Origin of the sequence: Rhizobium sp. FKL33, assembly GCF_005222915.1 — a bacterium.
Lineage (GTDB): Bacteria > Pseudomonadota > Alphaproteobacteria > Rhizobiales > Rhizobiaceae > Rhizobium_E.
In genome coordinates, this window is sequence record NZ_STFX01000054.1 from 1,075 (window position 1) to 18,084 (window position 17,010).

A 17,010-nucleotide genomic window follows, 5' to 3' on the forward strand; every position below is an offset into this window, starting at 1 on the left:
AGTGGGCGTCGAGAAGCTGATGTTCCTCGGCTCGTCCTGCATCTATCCGAAATTCGCCCTGCAGCCGATCACCGAGGATGCGCTGCTGACCGGCGCGCTCGAGCCGACCAATGAATGGTACGCGATCGCCAAGATCGCCGGCATCAAGCTCTGCGACGCCTATCGCAAGCAGCATGGCGCGAACTTCATCTCGGGCATGCCGACCAATCTCTATGGTCCCGGCGACAATTTCGACCTCAATTCCAGCCATGTGATGCCGGCGCTGATCCGCAAGGCGCATGAGGCGAAGCTTTCGGGCGCGCCGTCGATCACCGTCTGGGGCACCGGCACGCCGCGCCGCGAATTCCTGCATGTCGACGACTGCGCCGACGCCTGCGTGCATCTGATGAAGACGCATTCGGAGGCCGGTCACGTCAATATCGGCTCGGGCGAGGACATCACCATCCTCGACCTCACCAAGCTGGTCTGCGATGTCGTCGGCTTCAAGGGCGAGATCGTCCATGACCTTTCCAAGCCCGACGGCACGCCGCGAAAGCTGATGAGCGCCGACAAGCTCCGCGCCACCGGCTGGTCGCCGAAGATCGGCCTCGAAGAGGGTGTCGCCAGCGTCTATCAGTGGTTCCTCGCCAACAAGGCCTGACATCAGGGAGCCGCGCATGGCCGATCCCCGGCAACAACTGGGATTTCTCGATGGGTTGCGCGGCTACGCCTCACTCTGGGTGCTGGTCGGTCACGCCATGTTTCTGACCGGCTACAAGGTCGGCCTGTTCGCCCAGCCGGATCTGGCGGTGGAAGTCTTCATCATCATCTCCGGCTTCCTGATGACCTATCACTATCAGCTGCGCGAAAGCCGCGAGCCCTGGGACAAGGTCTCGACCTGGACGATCTTCTGGATTCGCCGTTTCTTCCGCATCGCGCCGCTCTATTATGTCTGCCTGGCGCTGGCGCTGTGGTTCGGCCCCGAGCTCTGGCAGGACAGGCTCGACGCCGCGTCCGTTTTCCCGGGCGGGGTCGAGGAGCAGATGCGATACGCCGACCGCTATCTCGATCAGTCGCTCACCAATATCCTCCTGCATGTGACATTCGTTTTCGGGGCGACATGGACGCATAATTTCCAGACGCCCCTGCCCGACTGGTCGATCGGGCTGGAAATGCAGTATTACGCTTTTCTACCGCTGATGATGCTGCTGGTGCTGAAAGCAGGGCGGCTTCCGACGATGCTGATGCTCGTCGCAGTGATGTGGGCGTTCGGCGCCTGGCTGCAGGCGAACGGCTTCGTCAAGGGCGCCTATTCGATGCTGCCGATGAAGTTCCATCTCTTCGCCGCCGGCATGCTGATCGCCATGTCGCTGAAGGCGGAGGGCCAGGCGAAATGGCTCTACCTGATCTCCGCCTGCGCCGTCGTGTTCGTGCCGCTCGGCGGCGGTCGCGACAGCCTGCACCGCGCCATCAAGATCGGTCTCGTGCTGGTGTTTTTCGCCTTTCTCTATCGAGACCGGCTGCCGCAGATCGCGCAGATGGCGCTCGGTTGGCTCGACTGGATCTTGTCCAACGCCGTCAGCCGCTTTTTCGGCGACGTCTCCTATGGCGTCTACCTGATCCATCTTCTGGTGATGCTGCCGGTCTGCGGCTGGCTCGCGCGCACCCAGCCGGGTCTCGCACCAGAGCCGCGCTTTGCGGCGGCGCTCGGGCTGACGCTCATCATCACCTACGGACTCGGCTATATCGCCTACCGCATGATCGAAACGCCAGGCATCGCGCTCGGCCGCCGTCTGGCCGGCGGCGTCCCAAAACCCGCCGCGCCCCTGGCCTGATCCGCGGTTCCGACCTCAGACATCACATATCGGCATGCCGCGTCATTGCGGCGGAACGCTGGACTTCCGTCGCCGTCGTCCCGACGCCCGGGCGAGCAATTCGAGCGACCGGGTTTCAAAACAACACATAAAAAAGCCCCGCCATCGGCAGCGATGGCGGGGCTTTCTGATGAGAGCGAGAGACGCTTACTTCGGCAGGTCGCCTTCGACGCCTTCGACGTAGAAGTTCAGGCCGCCGAGCACGTCGTCGCCGGCGCTTTCGCCAGCCTTCAGCCATTCCGTGCCGTCCTGCTTCTTGAGCGGGCCGGTGAAGGGCTTGAGTTCGCCCGACTTGATCTTGGCTTCGGTTTCCTCGGCCATCTTCTTCACGTCGTCAGGCATGTTGGTGTAGGGCGCCATGTAGAGAATGCCGTCCTTGAGGCCGTCCCAGCTCATTTCCGACTTCCAGCTGCCGTCGAGAGCGGCATTGACGCGCTTGACGTAATAAGCGCCCCAATTGTCGACGATCGCGGTCAGCTGCGCATTCGGGCCGGCCTTGATCATGTCGGAGGCCTGGCCGAACGCCTTGATGCCGCGTTCTTCGGCGACCTGCATCGGGGCGGTGGAGTCGGTGTGCTGAGTGATGATGTCGACGCCCTGGTCGATGGCGGCCTTGGCGGCGTCGGCTTCCTTGCCGGCGTCGAACCAGGTGTTGACCCAGATGACCTTGAGCTTGAAGGCCGGGTTGATCGAGCGGGCGCCGATTACGAAGGAGTTGATGCCCTGCACCACTTCCGGGATCGGGAAGGAGGCGATATAGGCGGCTTCGCCCTTCTTCGAGGTCTTCGCGGCGATTTGGCCGAGGATGTAGCGGCCTTCATAGAAGCGCGAATTGTAGGCGGTCAGGTTCGGCGCGGTCTTGTAGCCGGTGGCGTGCTCGAACTTCACCTTCGGGAACTTGGCGGCGACCTTCACGGTCGCGTCCATGAAGCCGAACGAGGTGGTGAAGACGAGGCCGCAGCCCGAACGGGCAAAGCGCTCGATGGCGCGCTCGGCGTCGGGGCCTTCCGGCACGTTTTCGAGATACTGGGTCTCGATCTTGTCACCCAGTTCCTTTTCGAGGAGCTGGCGGCCGATATCATGGGCCTGGGTCCAGCCGCCATCGGTCTTGGAGCCGACATAGAGGAAGCAGACCTTCAGCTTGTCGGCGGCCTGGGCCTGCACCGAAAAGCCGAGAACGGCGGCGGTCGCGGCGAGGGAGAGAAGGAGTTTCTTCATGGGTTTTCCCTGTTGGTTGTTGCTCTTGGAGGTTATCTGTCGGGAACGAACGGTTTCCCGAGGGATGCGGGCGTGTTGATCAGCGTCATCCGCCGGTTCTGCGAAATCACGATCAGCACGATGACGGTGGCGGCGTATGGCAGCGCCGACAGGAATTGCGAGGGCACCTCGATGCCGAAGGCCTGGGCATGCAACTGGCCGATGGAGACGGCCCCGAACAGATAGCCACCCACCAGCAGGCGATAGGGCCGCCAGGAGGCGAAGACGACCAGCGCCAGCGCGATCCAGCCGCGTCCGGCGGTCATGTTCTCCACCCATTGCGGCGTATAGACCAGCGACAGATAGGCGCCGGCGAGACCGGCACAGGCGCCGCCGAACACGACGGTGAGGTAACGGATCGGGATGACCTTGATGCCCAGCGCATGCGCCGAGGCATGGTTGTCGCCGATCGAGCGCAGCACGAGACCGGCGCGGCTCTTGAACAGCATCCAGTTGGCGCCGACGATCAGCGCGATCGACAGGTAGAAGATCAGATCCTGCTTGAACAGCACGGGCCCGAGAAACGGAATGTCGGACAGAAGCGGGATAGCGATGGGCTGCAGCTTGACGCCCTGCATGCCGACATAGGGTTCGCCGATCATGCCCGACAGGCCGAGCCCGAGAATGGTGAGCGCGAGACCCGTAGCCACCTGATTGGCGACCAGCGTCAGAGTCAGAAAGGCAAACAGCAGCGAAATGGCGGCGCCCGCGAGAATGCCGACGACAATGCCGAGATAGGGCGAGCCGGTCATCTGGCTGGCGGCGAAGGAGCAGACCGCGCCCATGACCATCATGCCCTCGACGCCGAGATTGAGGACGCCGGCGCGTTCGGTCACCAGTTCGCCCAGGGAGGCGATGACCAGCGGCGTCGAAGCGGTGATGATGGTGATCAGGATCGATTCCCACACGCCCATGTCAGTCTCCCTTGACCAGTTGGGCGGCCCGCGTTCCCACCAGCCGGATCTTGTAGAGGATCAGCGTGTCGCAGGAGAGCACGAAGAACAACAGCAGCCCCTGAAACAGACGCGTGACCTTGTCGGACACGCCGAGCGACAATTGCGCCGCTTCGCCGCCGAGATAGGTCAGCGCCAGGATGAGACCGGAAATGATGGCCCCGAGCGGATTGAGACGGCCGAGAAAGGCGACGATAATGGCCGTGAAGCCGTAACCGGGCGAAATCGACGGACGCAGCTGGCCGATTGCGCCCGAAACTTCCGAAATGCCCGCCAGCCCCGCCAGCGCGCCCGACAGCAGCATGGAAAACCAGACCATGCCCGAGGAGGAGAAGCCGGCGAAGCGCCCTGCCCGCGCCGATTGCCCCAGCACCTTGACCTGATAGCCGCGCAGCGTGAACTCCATCATGAACCACAGCAGCGCGGCGGCGATGATGGCGAAGGCGAAGCCCCAATGGGCGCGGCCGGACTCCGGCCAGATCGGCCCGAGCACGGCGGCTGCGTCGAACAGACGCGTCTCGGGGAAGTTCTGCCCTTCCGGATTGCGCCAGGGACCGCGCACCAGCCAGTCGAGGAAGAGCTGGGCGATATAGACCAGCATCAGGCTGGTCAGGATCTCGTTGGTGTTGAAGCGGGTCTTGAGAAAAGCCGGAATGGCGGCGTAGGCCGCGCCGCCGACCATGCCCATCAGCAGCATCAGCGGCAAAACCAGCGGCGAGTTCCAGCCGTAGAAGACCACAGGCAGGATGGAGCCGACGATGCCGCCGAAGATGAACTGTCCCTCGGCCCCGATATTCCAGTTGCCGGCGCGATAGCAGATCGACAGGCCGGCGCCGATCATGATCAGCGGTCCCGCCTTGATCGCCAGTTCATGTAGCGACCATTCCTCGCGAAGCGGATCGATGAAGAACAGATAGAGCGCCTGCAGCGGATCCTTACCGAGCGCGGCAAACAGGATCGCGCCGCAGATCAGCGTCAGAACCAGCGCAATGATCGGCGACGCGATCGAATAGAAACGGGATGCGCCGGCGCGCTTTTCGAGCTCAATGCGCATGCGCCGCTTCCTTCGCCTTGTCATGCATGCCGCCCATCAGCAGGCCGATCTTTTCACGGTTGAGGTCGGCGGCCGGATAGGCGGGCGACAGCGCTCCATCCGAAATCACCGCGATATGAGTGGCGATCTCGAAGATCTCGTCGAGATCCTGGCTGATGGCGATGACCGCCGAGCCCGAGCGGGCGAGATCCACCAGCGCCTGGCGGATGCGGCTCGCCGCGCCCGCGTCCACGCCCCAGGTCGGCTGGTTGACCACCAGCAGCGTCGGCTTGCGGTCGAGTTCGCGGCCGACGATGAATTTCTGCAGATTGCCGCCCGACAGCGAGCCGGCGGCAGGGTCCTCGCCGCTCTTGCGCACATCCATGTCGTGACAGATCTTGCGCGACAGCGCCTTCACCGTTCCGCCCTTGATGACCTTCAGGAGACCGCCCGCCAGAAGCGAGGCGCGATCCGAGGCGTTGCGCGACAGAACGAGGTTTTCGGACAGGCTCATGCCTGTCACCGCCCCGTGACCATGGCGTTCCTCGGGCACGAAAGCCCCGCCCATCAGCCGCCGCGCGGAAATGCCGGCGCGGCCGCAGGGCTTGCCGGTCAGTTGGACTGCGTCATTGGTCTGGGCGAGATATTCACCCGAAAGGATATCGAACAATTCGCCCTGGCCATTGCCCGCCACGCCTGCAATCGCCAGCACCTCACCGGAGCGGACGCTGAGCGACACCGACTTCAGGGGAACAGCGAAGGGCGTGCGGGCCGCAGCATTGAGCGCGCGCGTCTCCAGAACCACCGCGCCGGCATCGGCATGGTGCGGCCGCGACACGGCGGCGACATCAGAGCCCACCATCATGCGGGCGAGCGAGGCCGGGGTTTCCTGACGCGGGTCGCAGGCGCCTGTCACCTTGCCGTGACGCAGCACCGTGGCGCGATCGCAGATGCGCTGCACCTCTTCGAGCCGATGGCTAATGTAGAGCACCGAGCGTCCCTCGGCCTTGAGCTTGTCCAGCGTCTCGAACAGCCGGTCGGCCTCCTGCGGCGTCAAGACCGAGGTCGGCTCGTCGAGAATGATCAGCTTGGGGTTCTGCAGCAAAGCGCGGACGATTTCGATGCGCTGGCGCTCGCCGACCGAGAGATCGGCGACATGGGCGTTGGGATCGAGCGGCAGGCCATAGGCTTCAGACAGCCTCCGGGCTTCGTCGGCGATCTTGGAGAGCGGCGCCTTGCCATCGAGCGACAGCGCGATGTTTTCGGCGACCGTCAGCGCTTCGAACAGCGAAAAATGCTGGAACACCATGCCGATGCCGGTCTTGCGCGCCTCGCCGGGGCTGCCGATCGAAATCTGCCGGCCTTCCCAGAGGATCTCGCCCGCGCTCGGCTGCAACACCCCGAACAGCATCTTGACGAGGGTTGATTTGCCGGCGCCGTTTTCGCCGAGAAGGGCGTGAATTTCACCCGGCTCGATTGTAAGGCCTATCGCGCTGCAAGCGGCGAACGAGCCGAACAGCTTGGTTATCCCGCGCACTTCCAACAGAGGACGCGAGCCCCCCGATTGCGTGTTGACCACGAACCACCCCAGTCTTCGCCGCCCGCCCGGGCCTCATGACCTCAGGGAAGCAGCAGTGTCGTTCCGCTCGTTTTTCTATCTTCCAGATCGGCGTGAGCGCGTGCGGCCTCCGCCAATGGATAGGTTTGGTTGATATTGATAACCACTTTGCGGCTGCGAACAACAGAAAAAAGCGCCGCGGCGCAGTCATCCAGTTCTTTCGGCGTCGCAATATAGTTAAACAATGTCGGCCGCGTTGCAAAAAGCGAGCCCTTCTGCGCGAGGATGCCGAGATTGATCGGTTCGATCGGGCCGGAGGACTGTCCGAAGGACGCCCAGAGCCCGCGCGGCTTCAGACAATCGAGCGATTTCGGAAATGTATCCTTGCCGACGGAATCATAGACGACGTCGACGCCCTTGCCTGATGTCAGATCCTTCACGGCCGCGACGAAATCGTCCTTCCGATAGTCGATGACATGGTCATAGCCATGCGCCAGCGCGAGCTTGACCTTGTCGGGACCACCAGCGGTGCCGATGACTGTCGCACCAAGGGCTTTGGCCCATTGGCCGGCGATGAGACCGACGCCGCCAGCTGCGGCGTGGAAGAGAAGCACAGTCTCGGGCCCGACCTTGTAGGTACGGTTGAGTAGATATTCCGCCGTCATGCCCTTCATCATCATGCCGGCGGCGGTTTCCAGGGAAATGTCGTCTGGAACCTTGACCAGCTTTGAGGCGGCGATGTTGCGGATCTCGCAATAGGCGCCGTCGACGGCCGGATAGGCGACGCGGTCACCGACGGACAAAGACGACACGCCCTCGCCCAGCGCGGTCACTTCGCCTGCGCCTTCCTTGCCCATCACATAGGGAAAACCGCCCGGCGCCGGATAAAGTCCAGTGCGGATATAGGTGTCGATGAAATTGACGCCGATGGCATGGTGACGGATCTGCACCTCGCCGGCCGCCGGCGCGGACACGTCGATCTCGACATGCTCCAATGCGTCGCGGCCTCCATGGGCGCGGATGAGGATAGCCTTGCTCTTTGTCATGACGCCTCGCTTGAACTCAACGACCGAGTTTGGGGAAAAGCTGCAGGATGAAGCCGATCACATAGAGATAGAGCCCTGTGGCCATCACGCCCCAGGCCACCCAGTCCGGCGCGCGGAAATGCATCAGGAGCGAAATGCCGCCGAGCAGCGACCAGAGCAGAAAGACCGCCAGATTGAGCTTGCGCAGCCGCTTGACGCGGACCGGATGCAGGAAATGGATCGGGAAGAAGGTCAGGATGACCGAGACGATCACGACGGAAAAGGCCACGGCCTCGCTGGCGTCGATGACGAACAGCGTGAAAATCACCATATTCCACACCACCGGAAAGCCCGAGAAGAAATACTCCTCGGTCTTCATGCCCGTATCGGCGTAATAGATTGCCGAGGACACGACGATCAGCCCCGCCGCCACGAAAGACCAGGGCTCGCCGATCATATGGCTCTGATAGAGCGCAAACGCCGGCAGCAGCACATAGGTCACATAGTCGATGATGTTGTCGAGCGTGTCGCCCGACCAGTTGGGCAGGACTTCCTTGACCCGCACCTTCCGCGCGATCGGGCCATCGATGCCGTCGACGAGGAGCGCCAGCCCGAGCCACCAGAACATGTCGACGAATCGCTTTTCGGACGCCGCCACCACGCCCAGGAAGGCGAGGAAGGAACCCGACGCCGTCAACAGATGGACGCAGAAAGCCCGGATTTCAGCATAGGGCGCGGCCTTGTAATTGAACAGGTAGCTGAAAATCCTCATACCCAGGCCTCTCCCTTGGCAACCGCTGACGTCATCCGCCTGAGGTTTTTGATACATGCTGAAAAACGGATGCGCCAGACAAAATCGGTCCCGGCGACTTCAGCGGGCAGCGGAATGCCCACGCTCTTTTCCCGGCGTGACATGACTGTCACTCGCTCCAAATCCGCAACAACAACAGTAGCGGCGAGGCAGAAGTCAGGCAAAATCGTCAGAGGGACAAAGCACCAAAGCATTCGAGAAAAGATTATTTCCTCTTCTCGTGAAACGGATGATCAAGAACACGCGCGGATCTGATTGGATCGTGGAATGCGATGCATATACATTTGCGGATTGTTTTGAAATTTCCGTTGTCCACTCAACATCCTGGCTCTTATTCAAGATGTCGTGGCTTTCAAAGAACGTCTGCTTCATGACCGTTTCATTTAGAAAGCCACTGCTGAACACCCGGGTAAACGCATCCCAATCGCCGCTTATGCAGTGTTTCATGGCCAAAGTGATGGTCCTGTTGATCTCATCTTCTATGTCCACTTCCGCCACTCTCCACGCGCATCCAATTTAACTTCCGTCATGACGCAACAAAGGGCGAGTCGCCCCGCCCTTTGCTCAACAATGCCGGAAAACCTCAGTCTTCCTTCTTGGTCCGGCGCTTGCGCGGCGGCTCGTCTTCGGTGACGCTGGAGGCCTCGACCGCCACCGTTTCAGCGGGCTTGGAGCGCGGCGATCTGCGCGAGGGGGTGGAGGCGACTTCGGCCTCTTCCTTCGGTTTCACCGGCGCATCCGGCAGGGATTCCAGCACGATGCCGGTCTTGCCGTTGTCCAGCGGCCCGACGCTGACGCGCACCACGCCGCCTTTCTTGAGCTTGCCGAACAGGATCTCTTCGGCGAGCGGCTTCTTGATGTTTTCCTGGATGACGCGGCCCAGCGGACGCGCGCCCATCTTTTCGTCGTAACCCTTTTCCGCCAGCCAGTCTGTGGCTTCCTGGGTGAGTTCGAAGGTCACATTGCGTTCGGCCAGCTGCGTTTCGAGCTGCAGGACGAACTTCTGCACGACCTTGTGGACGACGGTCATCGGCAGCGGCGCGAACGGAATGATCGCGTCGAGACGGTTGCGGAATTCCGGCGTGAACAGCTTGTTGATCGCCTCGATATCGTCGCCTTCGCGGCGCGAGGAGCCGAAGCCGATGGCCGAACGGGCCATGTCGGCGGCGCCCGCATTCGTGGTCATGATGAGGATCACGTTGCGGAAGTCGATCTTCTTGCCGTTATTGTCGGTCAGCGTGCCGTTGTCCATCACCTGCAACAAGATGTTGTAGATGTCCGGATGCGCCTTTTCGATCTCGTCGAGCAGCAGCACGCAATAGGGATGCTGGTCGACCTGGTCGGACAGAAGGCCGCCCTGGTCGAAACCGACATAGCCCGGAGGCGCGCCGATCAGCCGCGAGACCGTGTGACGCTCCATATATTCAGACATGTCGAAGCGGATCAGCTCGACGCCGAGCGACGAGGCCAACTGCTTTGCGGCTTCCGTCTTGCCCACGCCGGTCGGACCGGAGAACAGGTAGGAGCCGATCGGCTTGTTGGGCTCGCGCAGGCCGGCGCGCGCCAGTTTGATCGCCGAGGTCAGCGCCTCGATGGCGATTTCCTGACCATAGACGACGGCGCGCAGTTCCTGCTCAAGATTGGAGAGCAGCTCCTCATCGTCGCGCGACACGGTCTTCGGCGGTATCCGGGCCATTGTGGCGATGGTCGCCTCGATCTCCTTTTCGGTGATCAGCTTGCGACGCTTGTTGACCGGCAGCAGCATCTGCGAGGCGCCGGTCTCGTCGATCACGTCGATCGCCTTGTCCGGCAGTTTGCGGTCGGTGATGTAGCGCGCCGACAGCTCCACCGCCGCCTTGATGGCGTCGTTGGAATAACGCAGGTGATGGAACTCCTCGAAATAGGGCTTCAGGCCCTTGATGATCTCGATGGCATCGTCGATGTTCGGCTCGTTGACGTCGATCTTCTGGAAACGACGCACCAAGGCCCGGTCCTTTTCGAAGAACTGGCGATATTCCTTATAGGTCGTCGAGCCGATGCAGCGGATCGCGCCGGAGGACAGAGCCGGCTTGAGCAGGTTCGAGGCGTCCATGGCCCCGCCCGAGGTCGCGCCCGCGCCGATCACCGTATGGATCTCGTCGATGAACAGCACCGCGCCCGGGAAATCCTCGAGCTCCTTCACCACCTGCTTCAGACGCTCTTCGAAATCGCCGCGATAGCGGGTGCCGGCGAGCAGCGTGCCCATGTCGAGCGAGAAGATCGTCGCGTCGAGCAGCGCCTCGGGCACCTGCTTTTCGACGATGCGCTTCGCCAGACCTTCGGCGATCGCCGTCTTGCCGACGCCGGGATCGCCGACATAGAGCGGATTGTTCTTGGAGCGGCGGCACAGGATCTGGATGGTGCGGTTGACCTCGGAATGACGACCGATCAACGGATCGATGCGGCCGTTCCGGGCCTTCTCGTTGAGATTGACGCAATAGGCCTTCAGCGCGTCCTGCGGCTTCTTCTGGGCGTCTTCGCCTTCCTTGGAAGCCTTGGCTTCCTGGGCCTCTTCTTCCACGCCCTTGGGCGAACGCACTTCGCCGCCGCCCGGACGCTTGGCGATGCCATGCGAGATGTAATTGACCGCATCGTAGCGGGTCATGTCCTGCTCCTGCAGGAAATAAGCGGCATGGCTTTCCCGTTCGGCGAAGATCGCCACCAGCACATTGGCGCCGGTCACCTCTTCACGTCCGGAGGATTGCACATGGATCACGGCGCGCTGGATGACGCGCTGGAAGCCGGAGGTCGGCTTGGAGTCCTCGTCGTAACCGGTGGCGAGGTTGGCGAGATCGTTATCGACATAGTCGGTCACGGTCTTGCGCAATTTGTCGAGATCGACGCTGCAGGCCCGCATCACGGCAGCGGCGTCGCCGTCGTCGATCAGGGAAAGCAGCAGATGTTCGAGGGTTGCATATTCGTGGCGGCGTTCATTGGCGAGGGTTAGCGCCCGGTGAAGGGCCTTTTCAAGGCTTGACGAGAATGTGGGCACGATCAGAACCTCATTTCTTTTCCATGACGCATTGCAGGGGATGCTGATGCTCGCGGGCGAAATCCATGACCTGCATCACCTTCGTTTCCGCGACTTCATAGGTATAGACGCCGCATTCACCCACACCGTGGTTATGAACCTGGAGCATGATGCGCGTGGCGGCTTCCTTGTCTTTCTGAAAAAAACGCTCGAGGACATGGATGACGAAGTCCATCGGCGTGTAATCGTCGTTCAAAAGCAAGACGCGGTAAAGGCTGGGTTTCTTGACCTTTGGCTGCACGCGGGTGATCACGGAAGTGCCCCTGTTGCCAGAGAACCCGTCCCGTTCGCCTTCGCCCTGCATGCGGTATGCGTGGTTATTCATGTGTGCCGTAAAACCTGCCGTAACTGCGACTGCACTCCAACTCTGAATGCAACGCACTATGTGGTGTCCCAAAGCGCCATTTTAAGGCCCTTTCATCAAGCCGCAATAATAATTAACCAGGCTTAACCGGAAATGACGTCGCGGACGCAATCCTCCGGGATTATGGCAAAGCGCAAATGAAAAAGGCCGCCCCGAGAAGGAGCGGCCGTCAATCCGATGAGGTCGGATGAAATCAGGCGGCGGCGGAAGCTGCAGCGCTGGTCATCTTCTCGGCCTTGGTCTTGACGATTTCGGTCGCGGCCGGAACCACGGTTTCAACCGGCTTGTAAGCTTCCTTGGCCAGATCGGTGTACATCTCGCCGAGCTTGGTCATTTCTGAGACATAGCCTTCGAGTGCAGACTTGGTGAAGTTGGTCTGCAGTTCGATGGCCGCTTCGAAGCTCTTGACGCCCATCAGCGCCTGCATATGCGCGACGGCGGATTCGAAGGACTTCTTGGAGTATTCGCTGGTTTCGGTGGCGATCGCCTGGAAGCTCTTGGCGGTGCTGGAGTAGCTCTTCAACATCTTGTCCATGGCGTCCTTGCCGAACATATTGGCGTCGTCGAATTTGAACATGAATGGTCTCCTTCCCATTTCCGTTGCTGCTAATACTTATGTGCAGCGCACAAAAAAGTCAAGGATTCTGCCGCGTCGCAATATCCGTTTTGCGCCATGTCCCTGATTGGAAAGGGTTAAATTTTCACGACGCGCTCAATCTGCGCGAGCACGATTTCGGCGCCAACTTCGGCGGGAAGCCGAGGGGCCGACATGCGATTAAAAACCTCGCGGAAGCCGGTCAGCATGGCCTTGCGGTCCTCGGTCCCGCGCATCAATTGGGCGAGCGAACGCATCAGCATTGCGGGTCGGATAAATTCGTCGAAATATTCCGTAATGATCGGCCTGTCGGCGATCAGGTTCGGCAGCGCGGCGCTCCAGACCTTGATGCGGTTGAGCACCAGCCGGATCAGCACATCGGTCTTGTAGGTGGAAATGGTGGGGATGCCGCACAGCGACAGTTCCAGAAGCACCGTGCCGGACGCGGCGAGCGCGACATCCGCGCTGGAAAAAGCCACCCATTTGCTCTCCTCGCCGACGAAGACTTCCGGCTTCTCCTCCCAGTCGGCGATGACGCCGCGCACCATGGCCTCCTTGTGCGGCACCGTGGCGATCACGAAACGCGTCCCGGGATGGGCGGCGCGCAGCTGCCGCGCCGTCTCGCCGAAGATCGGCAGCAAGCGCTTCACCTCATGACTGCGCGAGCCCGGCAGCAGCAGCACGGTCTTGCGCTCCGGCTCGCCCGCCTCCCAACGGGCTTCGTTGGCGGCCCGGGCCGCGAGCACCTCGCGCAGATAGCGCAAACGATGGCCGATATAGCTGGTCTCCGGTCCGCCCAGACGACGCATCACGTCGGGTTCGAACGGCAAGACCGCCAGAACATGATCGACATAGGCGCGCATGGCGGCGGCGCGATATTCCTTCCAGGCCCAGACGCTCGGGCAGACATAATCGACCACCGGCAGATCGGGCAGCGCCTTGCGCACGCGCTTGGCGACGCGGTGGGTGAAATCCGGGCTGTCGACGATCACCAGCACGTCCGGTTTGGCGGCGATGATAGCGTCGGCGGTCTTGCGGATCAGCGACAAAAGACGCGGCAGCTTCTTGATCACCGCGACGAAGCCCATGATCGAGATTTCGGAAAATTCGAAGACGGAGGTTAGGCCTTCGCGCGTCAAAGCAGGACCGCCGACGCCGACCAACTCGACAGAACGTCCGCTCTGCGCCTTCACCGCCGCGATCAGGTCGGCGCCCAGAAGGTCGCCCGAGGATTCTCCCGCAACGATGCCGATCCGCAGAGGTCTCACGCGCCGCCCTCCCCGATTTCAGGCTCAAGGCCGACGACGAACAACCCGTGCCGGTCGGCAAGCGTCCTGACCTCGTCCGCATCGAGCAGCAGCGACCGTCCGGCCTCCAACGCGATGCCCGACAGGCCGGCCTCGACGGCCGCTGTCACCGTGCGGAGACCAGCCGACGGCAGATCCACCCGCATGTCCTGACCGGGTTTGCAGAGTTTCACCAGCACGCCCTTGCGCTTCGCCGACACCCGCCCCGCCGCCTTGAGATCTCGCACGCGGGCGATCATGGCGTCGGTGCCCTCGGGGCCCTCCAGCGCGACGACACGGCCGCCGACGGCGATGGCGCCCTGGCCGATATCCAGCGTTCCGATCAAACGCGCGGCGCGCACCGCCGCTTCGATGTCCCTCCGCGCCGCATCATCCGGCACGACGGCCCCGAGCGGACCGGTCTGGGCCAGGAGATCGGGCGCGACTTCATGAGCGCCGATGACGCGTCGCCCCGGTCCTTCCAGAAATTCGATGACGGCGGTCAGCACGGTGTTATCGCCGCCGGCCGTCAGTTTGCGGATTACGCCGGGGATCTTGATGAGGCCGGACCAGCCGAGCTTGACTTCGCGGATCGGCGGACGCCGGGAAACGCCGCCGGACATGATGATGCGGTCGATGCCGAGATCATCCGCCATACGTTTGAAGCGGGCGATGTCGCCGAGGCCGATCGAGACATGATCATAGTTCGACCAATCGCCGTCGGCTTCGCCCTGAAGAGCGAAGATGAAGGGTTTTTCGCCGGCTAAGGATGCGGCGTCCGCCACATATTTCGGCAATTTGCCGCTGCCTGCGATGATCGCCAGCCGGCCCTTGTCGCCCGCCCCGACCATCGGGCGCGTCAACCCTTGCTGCGGTTCGGCGACGACAGAGCGCGATCCGAATCGGCGGCGATGAAATCGAGGATTTCGAGAACTTCCGGGCAATCGAGATAATCGTCGCGAATGCGGGCTGCGGCGACGCGAACGGCTTCCTCGCCTTCGAAAATGTCCTTGTAGGCGCGGCGCACGCGATGGATCGTCTCGCGCGCAATGCCGGCCCGTGTCATGCCCACGATATTGAGGCCGCTGAGAACGCCCGGATTGCCGTTGATCATGCCGAAGGGGATGACGTCATAGGCGACGCCCGTCAGCCCGCCGACGAAAGCCTGGCGGCCGATGCGGGTGAACTGGTGCACGGCGCAGCCGCCCGACAGGATCACGCGGTCCTCGACGCGAACATGGCCGGCCAGCATCACATTGTTCGACAGGATGATGTTGTCGCCCAGGCGGCAATCATGCGCGACATGGCTGTTGGCGAGGAACAGGCAGTTGTTTCCGACCGAGGTTATGCCGCCGCCGCCGACCGTGCCGGCGTTCATCGTCACGCCTTCGCGCATGGTGCAGTTGTCGCCGACGGTCAGCACCGAATCCGCGCCGGCTTCGTGCAGGCTCTGCGACACGCCGCCGATAACGGCCATGGGATGGATAACGCACCCCTTGCCGATCGTCGTCTTGCCGGTCACCACAGCATTGGACAGAAGTTGGACCCCCTCGCCCAGCACCGCCTGTGGTCCAACCCGGCAGAAGGGGCCGATGACACAATTGTCGCCGACAACGGCGCCGTCTTCGACGACAGCCATCGGATGAATGCGGGCGGAGGCGGAGATGCGGGTCATGCTTTATCCTTAGCCACCATCATGGCGCCGACATCGGCTTCGGCGACCAGCACCCCGTCCACCTTGGCGTCGCAATGGTATTTCCAGATATTGCCGCGCTGTTTCTGCTTGACCACATGGAACTCGACGCGATCGCCGGGCACCACTGGCTTGCGGAAGCGGGCGTTGTCGATGGTCATGAAATAGACGAGATTGGCCTTGCCGCCGGTCTTGAGCGCGCAGATCGCGCCCGCCGTCTGCGCCATGGCTTCGATCAGCAGAACGCCCGGCATGATCGGCTGTTCCGGAAAGTGTCCCTGGAACTGAGGCTCGTTGAATGTGACATTCTTGACGCCGATCGCCGAGTCGTCGCCATCGATATCGATGATCTTGTCGACGAGCAGAAACGGATAGCGATGCGGCAGAAGTTTCATGATTTCCAAAACGTCGATCGACGTCAGAACCTTCTTGGTCTCCTCGCTCATTTGCCGGAATCCCCCTTCTTGCCTGATCTGGAACGCAACAGAATTTCGCCCATGTCGCGCATGAAATCCTTATAGGGCCGCGCCGGAACGCCGCCATAAATCTGGCCTGCCGGCACATCTGCCGCCACACCGCTCATGGCCGCGATCTTCGCCCCGGAGCCGACCTCGATGTGACCATTGACGCCCGTCTGGCCGCCGATCTGCACGCCGTCGCCAATGCGCGTGCTGCCGGCAATGCCGACCTGCGAGACGATGGCCGTGTGACGGCCGATGCGGACATTGTGGGCGATCTGCACGAGATTGTCTATTTTCGTGCCTTCGCCGATCACGGTGTCATCCATGGCGCCGCGATCGATGCAGGTGTTCGCGCCGATCTCGACGTCGTCCTGGATGATGACGCGACCGATCTGCACGATCTTGACCATGCCTGTCGGCCCCGGCGCATAGCCGAAACCATCCTGGCCGATGCGGGCGCCGTTATGGATGATCACGCGATTGCCGAGATAAGCGCAAAGAACGGTCGCATTGGAGGCGATCGAGCAGTCGCGACCGATCTTGACCTGCGAACCGATGACCGCGCCCGCGCTTATCCGCGTTCCCGAACCGATATGCGCGCCTGCCCCGATTACCGCCATCGGTTCGACGATCACCCCGTCTTCGAGCACCGCTGTCGGATCGACGAAGGCGGCAGGATGGACGCCCTCACTGGCAGTCAGCGGCAAGGGCCGGCTCGCCGCCGGATGAAGGAGATTTCCCGCCCTGGCGAAGGCCGTGTGCGGATGCGCAGTCGTCAGCACTGCTATGTCGGACGGAATCATCGAGGCAAGCGCCGGATCGCAGATAACCGCAGTTGCCTTGCAGGTCTCCAGCTCCGACTTGTTCTTTCGCGAGAGAATGTAGCAAAGATCGCCTTGCTTGGCGCGATTCACAGGCGAGACCCCGTTGACGATCAGATCGCCATGCTCGCTGTTCGCCAAACACAAATTGAGGGCAGCGGCGAGATCATCAAGCCGCACGCCCCCATGTGGCGGAAAAAATTCCGAATGGGTCATCATACACCATGCGG

Annotated in this window: 17 protein-coding genes; 2 read left to right on the forward strand and 15 right to left on the reverse strand. The window is 62.0% G+C overall.

All coding sequences use genetic code 11. From position 1 onward, the window contains the following. Positions 1–640: GDP-L-fucose synthase (locus E8Q41_RS23410; RefSeq protein WP_246660305.1), on the forward strand; the 640-nt coding region annotated here is incomplete at its 5' end. Positions 641–656: 16 nt separating this feature from the next. Beyond that, a complete protein-coding gene (locus tag E8Q41_RS23415; protein WP_137157983.1) occupies positions 657–1,814 on the forward strand; it encodes an acyltransferase in 1,158 nt (385 codons plus the stop codon). 186 nt (positions 1,815–2,000) lie between these two features. Here the strand turns inward: E8Q41_RS23415 and E8Q41_RS23420 are convergent, their stop codons facing one another. From E8Q41_RS23420 to lpxD, 15 genes are all read right to left on the reverse strand, one after another. Continuing rightward, positions 2,001–3,071 carry a BMP family ABC transporter substrate-binding protein gene (locus tag E8Q41_RS23420; protein WP_137157984.1) on the reverse strand — a complete coding sequence of 357 codons (1,071 nt, stop codon included), beginning with the start codon at positions 3,069–3,071 and terminating at the stop codon, positions 2,001–2,003. A 32-nt stretch (positions 3,072–3,103) separates the two neighbouring features. Then, positions 3,104–4,024 (reverse strand): ABC transporter permease, encoded by a 921-nt coding sequence (locus tag E8Q41_RS23425; protein ID WP_137157985.1) that lies wholly within the window; start codon positions 4,022–4,024, stop codon positions 3,104–3,106. 1 nt (position 4,025) lies between these two features. Beyond that, on the reverse strand, positions 4,026–5,117 hold the full coding sequence (locus E8Q41_RS23430) for an ABC transporter permease (protein WP_137157986.1): 1,092 nt from the start codon (positions 5,115–5,117) through the stop codon (positions 4,026–4,028). Further along, complete coding sequence (locus tag E8Q41_RS23435; RefSeq protein ID WP_137157987.1) at positions 5,107–6,675, reverse strand: ABC transporter ATP-binding protein; 1,569 nt, start codon at positions 6,673–6,675, stop codon at positions 5,107–5,109. Before E8Q41_RS23435 ends, E8Q41_RS23430 begins: the two co-directional genes overlap by 11 nt. A 41-nt stretch (positions 6,676–6,716) precedes the next feature. Next, complete coding sequence (locus E8Q41_RS23440) at positions 6,717–7,700, reverse strand: quinone oxidoreductase (RefSeq protein WP_137157988.1); 984 nt, start codon at positions 7,698–7,700, stop codon at positions 6,717–6,719. A 16-nt stretch (positions 7,701–7,716) separates the two neighbouring features. After that, positions 7,717–8,451, reverse strand: a complete 735-nt coding sequence (gene pcsA, locus E8Q41_RS23445; RefSeq protein WP_137157989.1) for a phosphatidylcholine synthase — start codon at positions 8,449–8,451, stop codon at positions 7,717–7,719. Between the two features lie 195 nt (positions 8,452–8,646). Beyond that, entirely contained in the window at positions 8,647–8,988 is a 342-nt protein-coding gene (locus E8Q41_RS23450; RefSeq protein WP_137157990.1) for a hypothetical protein, read from the reverse strand. An 85-nt stretch (positions 8,989–9,073) separates the two neighbouring features. Continuing rightward, positions 9,074–11,521 (reverse strand): ATP-dependent Clp protease ATP-binding subunit ClpA, encoded by a 2,448-nt coding sequence (gene clpA / locus E8Q41_RS23455; RefSeq protein ID WP_137157991.1) that lies wholly within the window; start codon positions 11,519–11,521, stop codon positions 9,074–9,076. 10 nt (positions 11,522–11,531) lie between these two features. Continuing rightward, a complete protein-coding gene (gene clpS / locus E8Q41_RS23460) occupies positions 11,532–11,885 on the reverse strand; it encodes an ATP-dependent Clp protease adapter ClpS (RefSeq protein ID WP_137158255.1) in 354 nt (117 codons plus the stop codon). 232 nt (positions 11,886–12,117) lie between these two features. Further along, positions 12,118–12,501, reverse strand: coding sequence for a phasin family protein (locus E8Q41_RS23465; RefSeq protein ID WP_137157992.1), 384 nt, complete (start codon positions 12,499–12,501; stop codon positions 12,118–12,120). A 116-nt stretch (positions 12,502–12,617) separates the two neighbouring features. After that, complete coding sequence (gene lpxB, locus E8Q41_RS23470; protein ID WP_137157993.1) at positions 12,618–13,787, reverse strand: lipid-A-disaccharide synthase; 1,170 nt, start codon at positions 13,785–13,787, stop codon at positions 12,618–12,620. Beyond that, entirely contained in the window at positions 13,784–14,656 is an 873-nt protein-coding gene (lpxI, locus tag E8Q41_RS23475) for a UDP-2,3-diacylglucosamine diphosphatase LpxI (RefSeq protein ID WP_137158256.1), read from the reverse strand. Before lpxI ends, lpxB begins: the two co-directional genes overlap by 4 nt. Positions 14,657–14,664: 8 nt before the next feature. Further along, complete coding sequence (lpxA, locus tag E8Q41_RS23480; protein ID WP_137157994.1) at positions 14,665–15,480, reverse strand: acyl-ACP--UDP-N-acetylglucosamine O-acyltransferase; 816 nt, start codon at positions 15,478–15,480, stop codon at positions 14,665–14,667. Continuing rightward, entirely contained in the window at positions 15,477–15,944 is a 468-nt protein-coding gene (fabZ, locus tag E8Q41_RS23485; protein ID WP_137157995.1) for a 3-hydroxyacyl-ACP dehydratase FabZ, read from the reverse strand. The genes lpxA and fabZ overlap by 4 nt, the downstream gene beginning before the upstream one ends. Beyond that, on the reverse strand, positions 15,941–16,996 hold the full coding sequence (lpxD, locus tag E8Q41_RS23490) for a UDP-3-O-(3-hydroxymyristoyl)glucosamine N-acyltransferase (RefSeq protein ID WP_137157996.1): 1,056 nt from the start codon (positions 16,994–16,996) through the stop codon (positions 15,941–15,943). The genes fabZ and lpxD overlap by 4 nt, the downstream gene beginning before the upstream one ends. Positions 16,997–17,010 lie beyond the last annotated feature (14 nt).

Coding starts and splice junctions, on each gene's coding strand:
- E8Q41_RS23425 (WP_137157985.1), bottom strand. CDS start 4,024: ATGGGCGTGTGGGAATCGATCCTGATCACCATCATCACCGCTTCGACG.
- E8Q41_RS23465 (WP_137157992.1), bottom strand. CDS start 12,501: ATGTTCAAATTCGACGACGCCAATATGTTCGGCAAGGACGCCATGGAC.
- pcsA (WP_137157989.1), bottom strand. CDS start 8,451: ATGAGGATTTTCAGCTACCTGTTCAATTACAAGGCCGCGCCCTATGCT.
- lpxI (WP_137158256.1), bottom strand. CDS start 14,656: ATGGTCGGGGCGGGCGACAAGGGCCGGCTGGCGATCATCGCAGGCAGC.
- E8Q41_RS23430 (WP_137157986.1), bottom strand. CDS start 5,117: ATGCGCATTGAGCTCGAAAAGCGCGCCGGCGCATCCCGTTTCTATTCG.
- fabZ (WP_137157995.1), bottom strand. CDS start 15,944: ATGAGCGAGGAGACCAAGAAGGTTCTGACGTCGATCGACGTTTTGGAA.
- lpxD (WP_137157996.1), bottom strand. CDS start 16,996: ATGACCCATTCGGAATTTTTTCCGCCACATGGGGGCGTGCGGCTTGAT.
- E8Q41_RS23440 (WP_137157988.1), bottom strand. CDS start 7,700: ATGACAAAGAGCAAGGCTATCCTCATCCGCGCCCATGGAGGCCGCGAC.
- lpxA (WP_137157994.1), bottom strand. CDS start 15,480: ATGACCCGCATCTCCGCCTCCGCCCGCATTCATCCGATGGCTGTCGTC.
- E8Q41_RS23415 (WP_137157983.1), top strand. CDS start 657: ATGGCCGATCCCCGGCAACAACTGGGATTTCTCGATGGGTTGCGCGGC.
- E8Q41_RS23420 (WP_137157984.1), bottom strand. CDS start 3,071: ATGAAGAAACTCCTTCTCTCCCTCGCCGCGACCGCCGCCGTTCTCGGC.
- clpS (WP_137158255.1), bottom strand. CDS start 11,885: ATGAATAACCACGCATACCGCATGCAGGGCGAAGGCGAACGGGACGGG.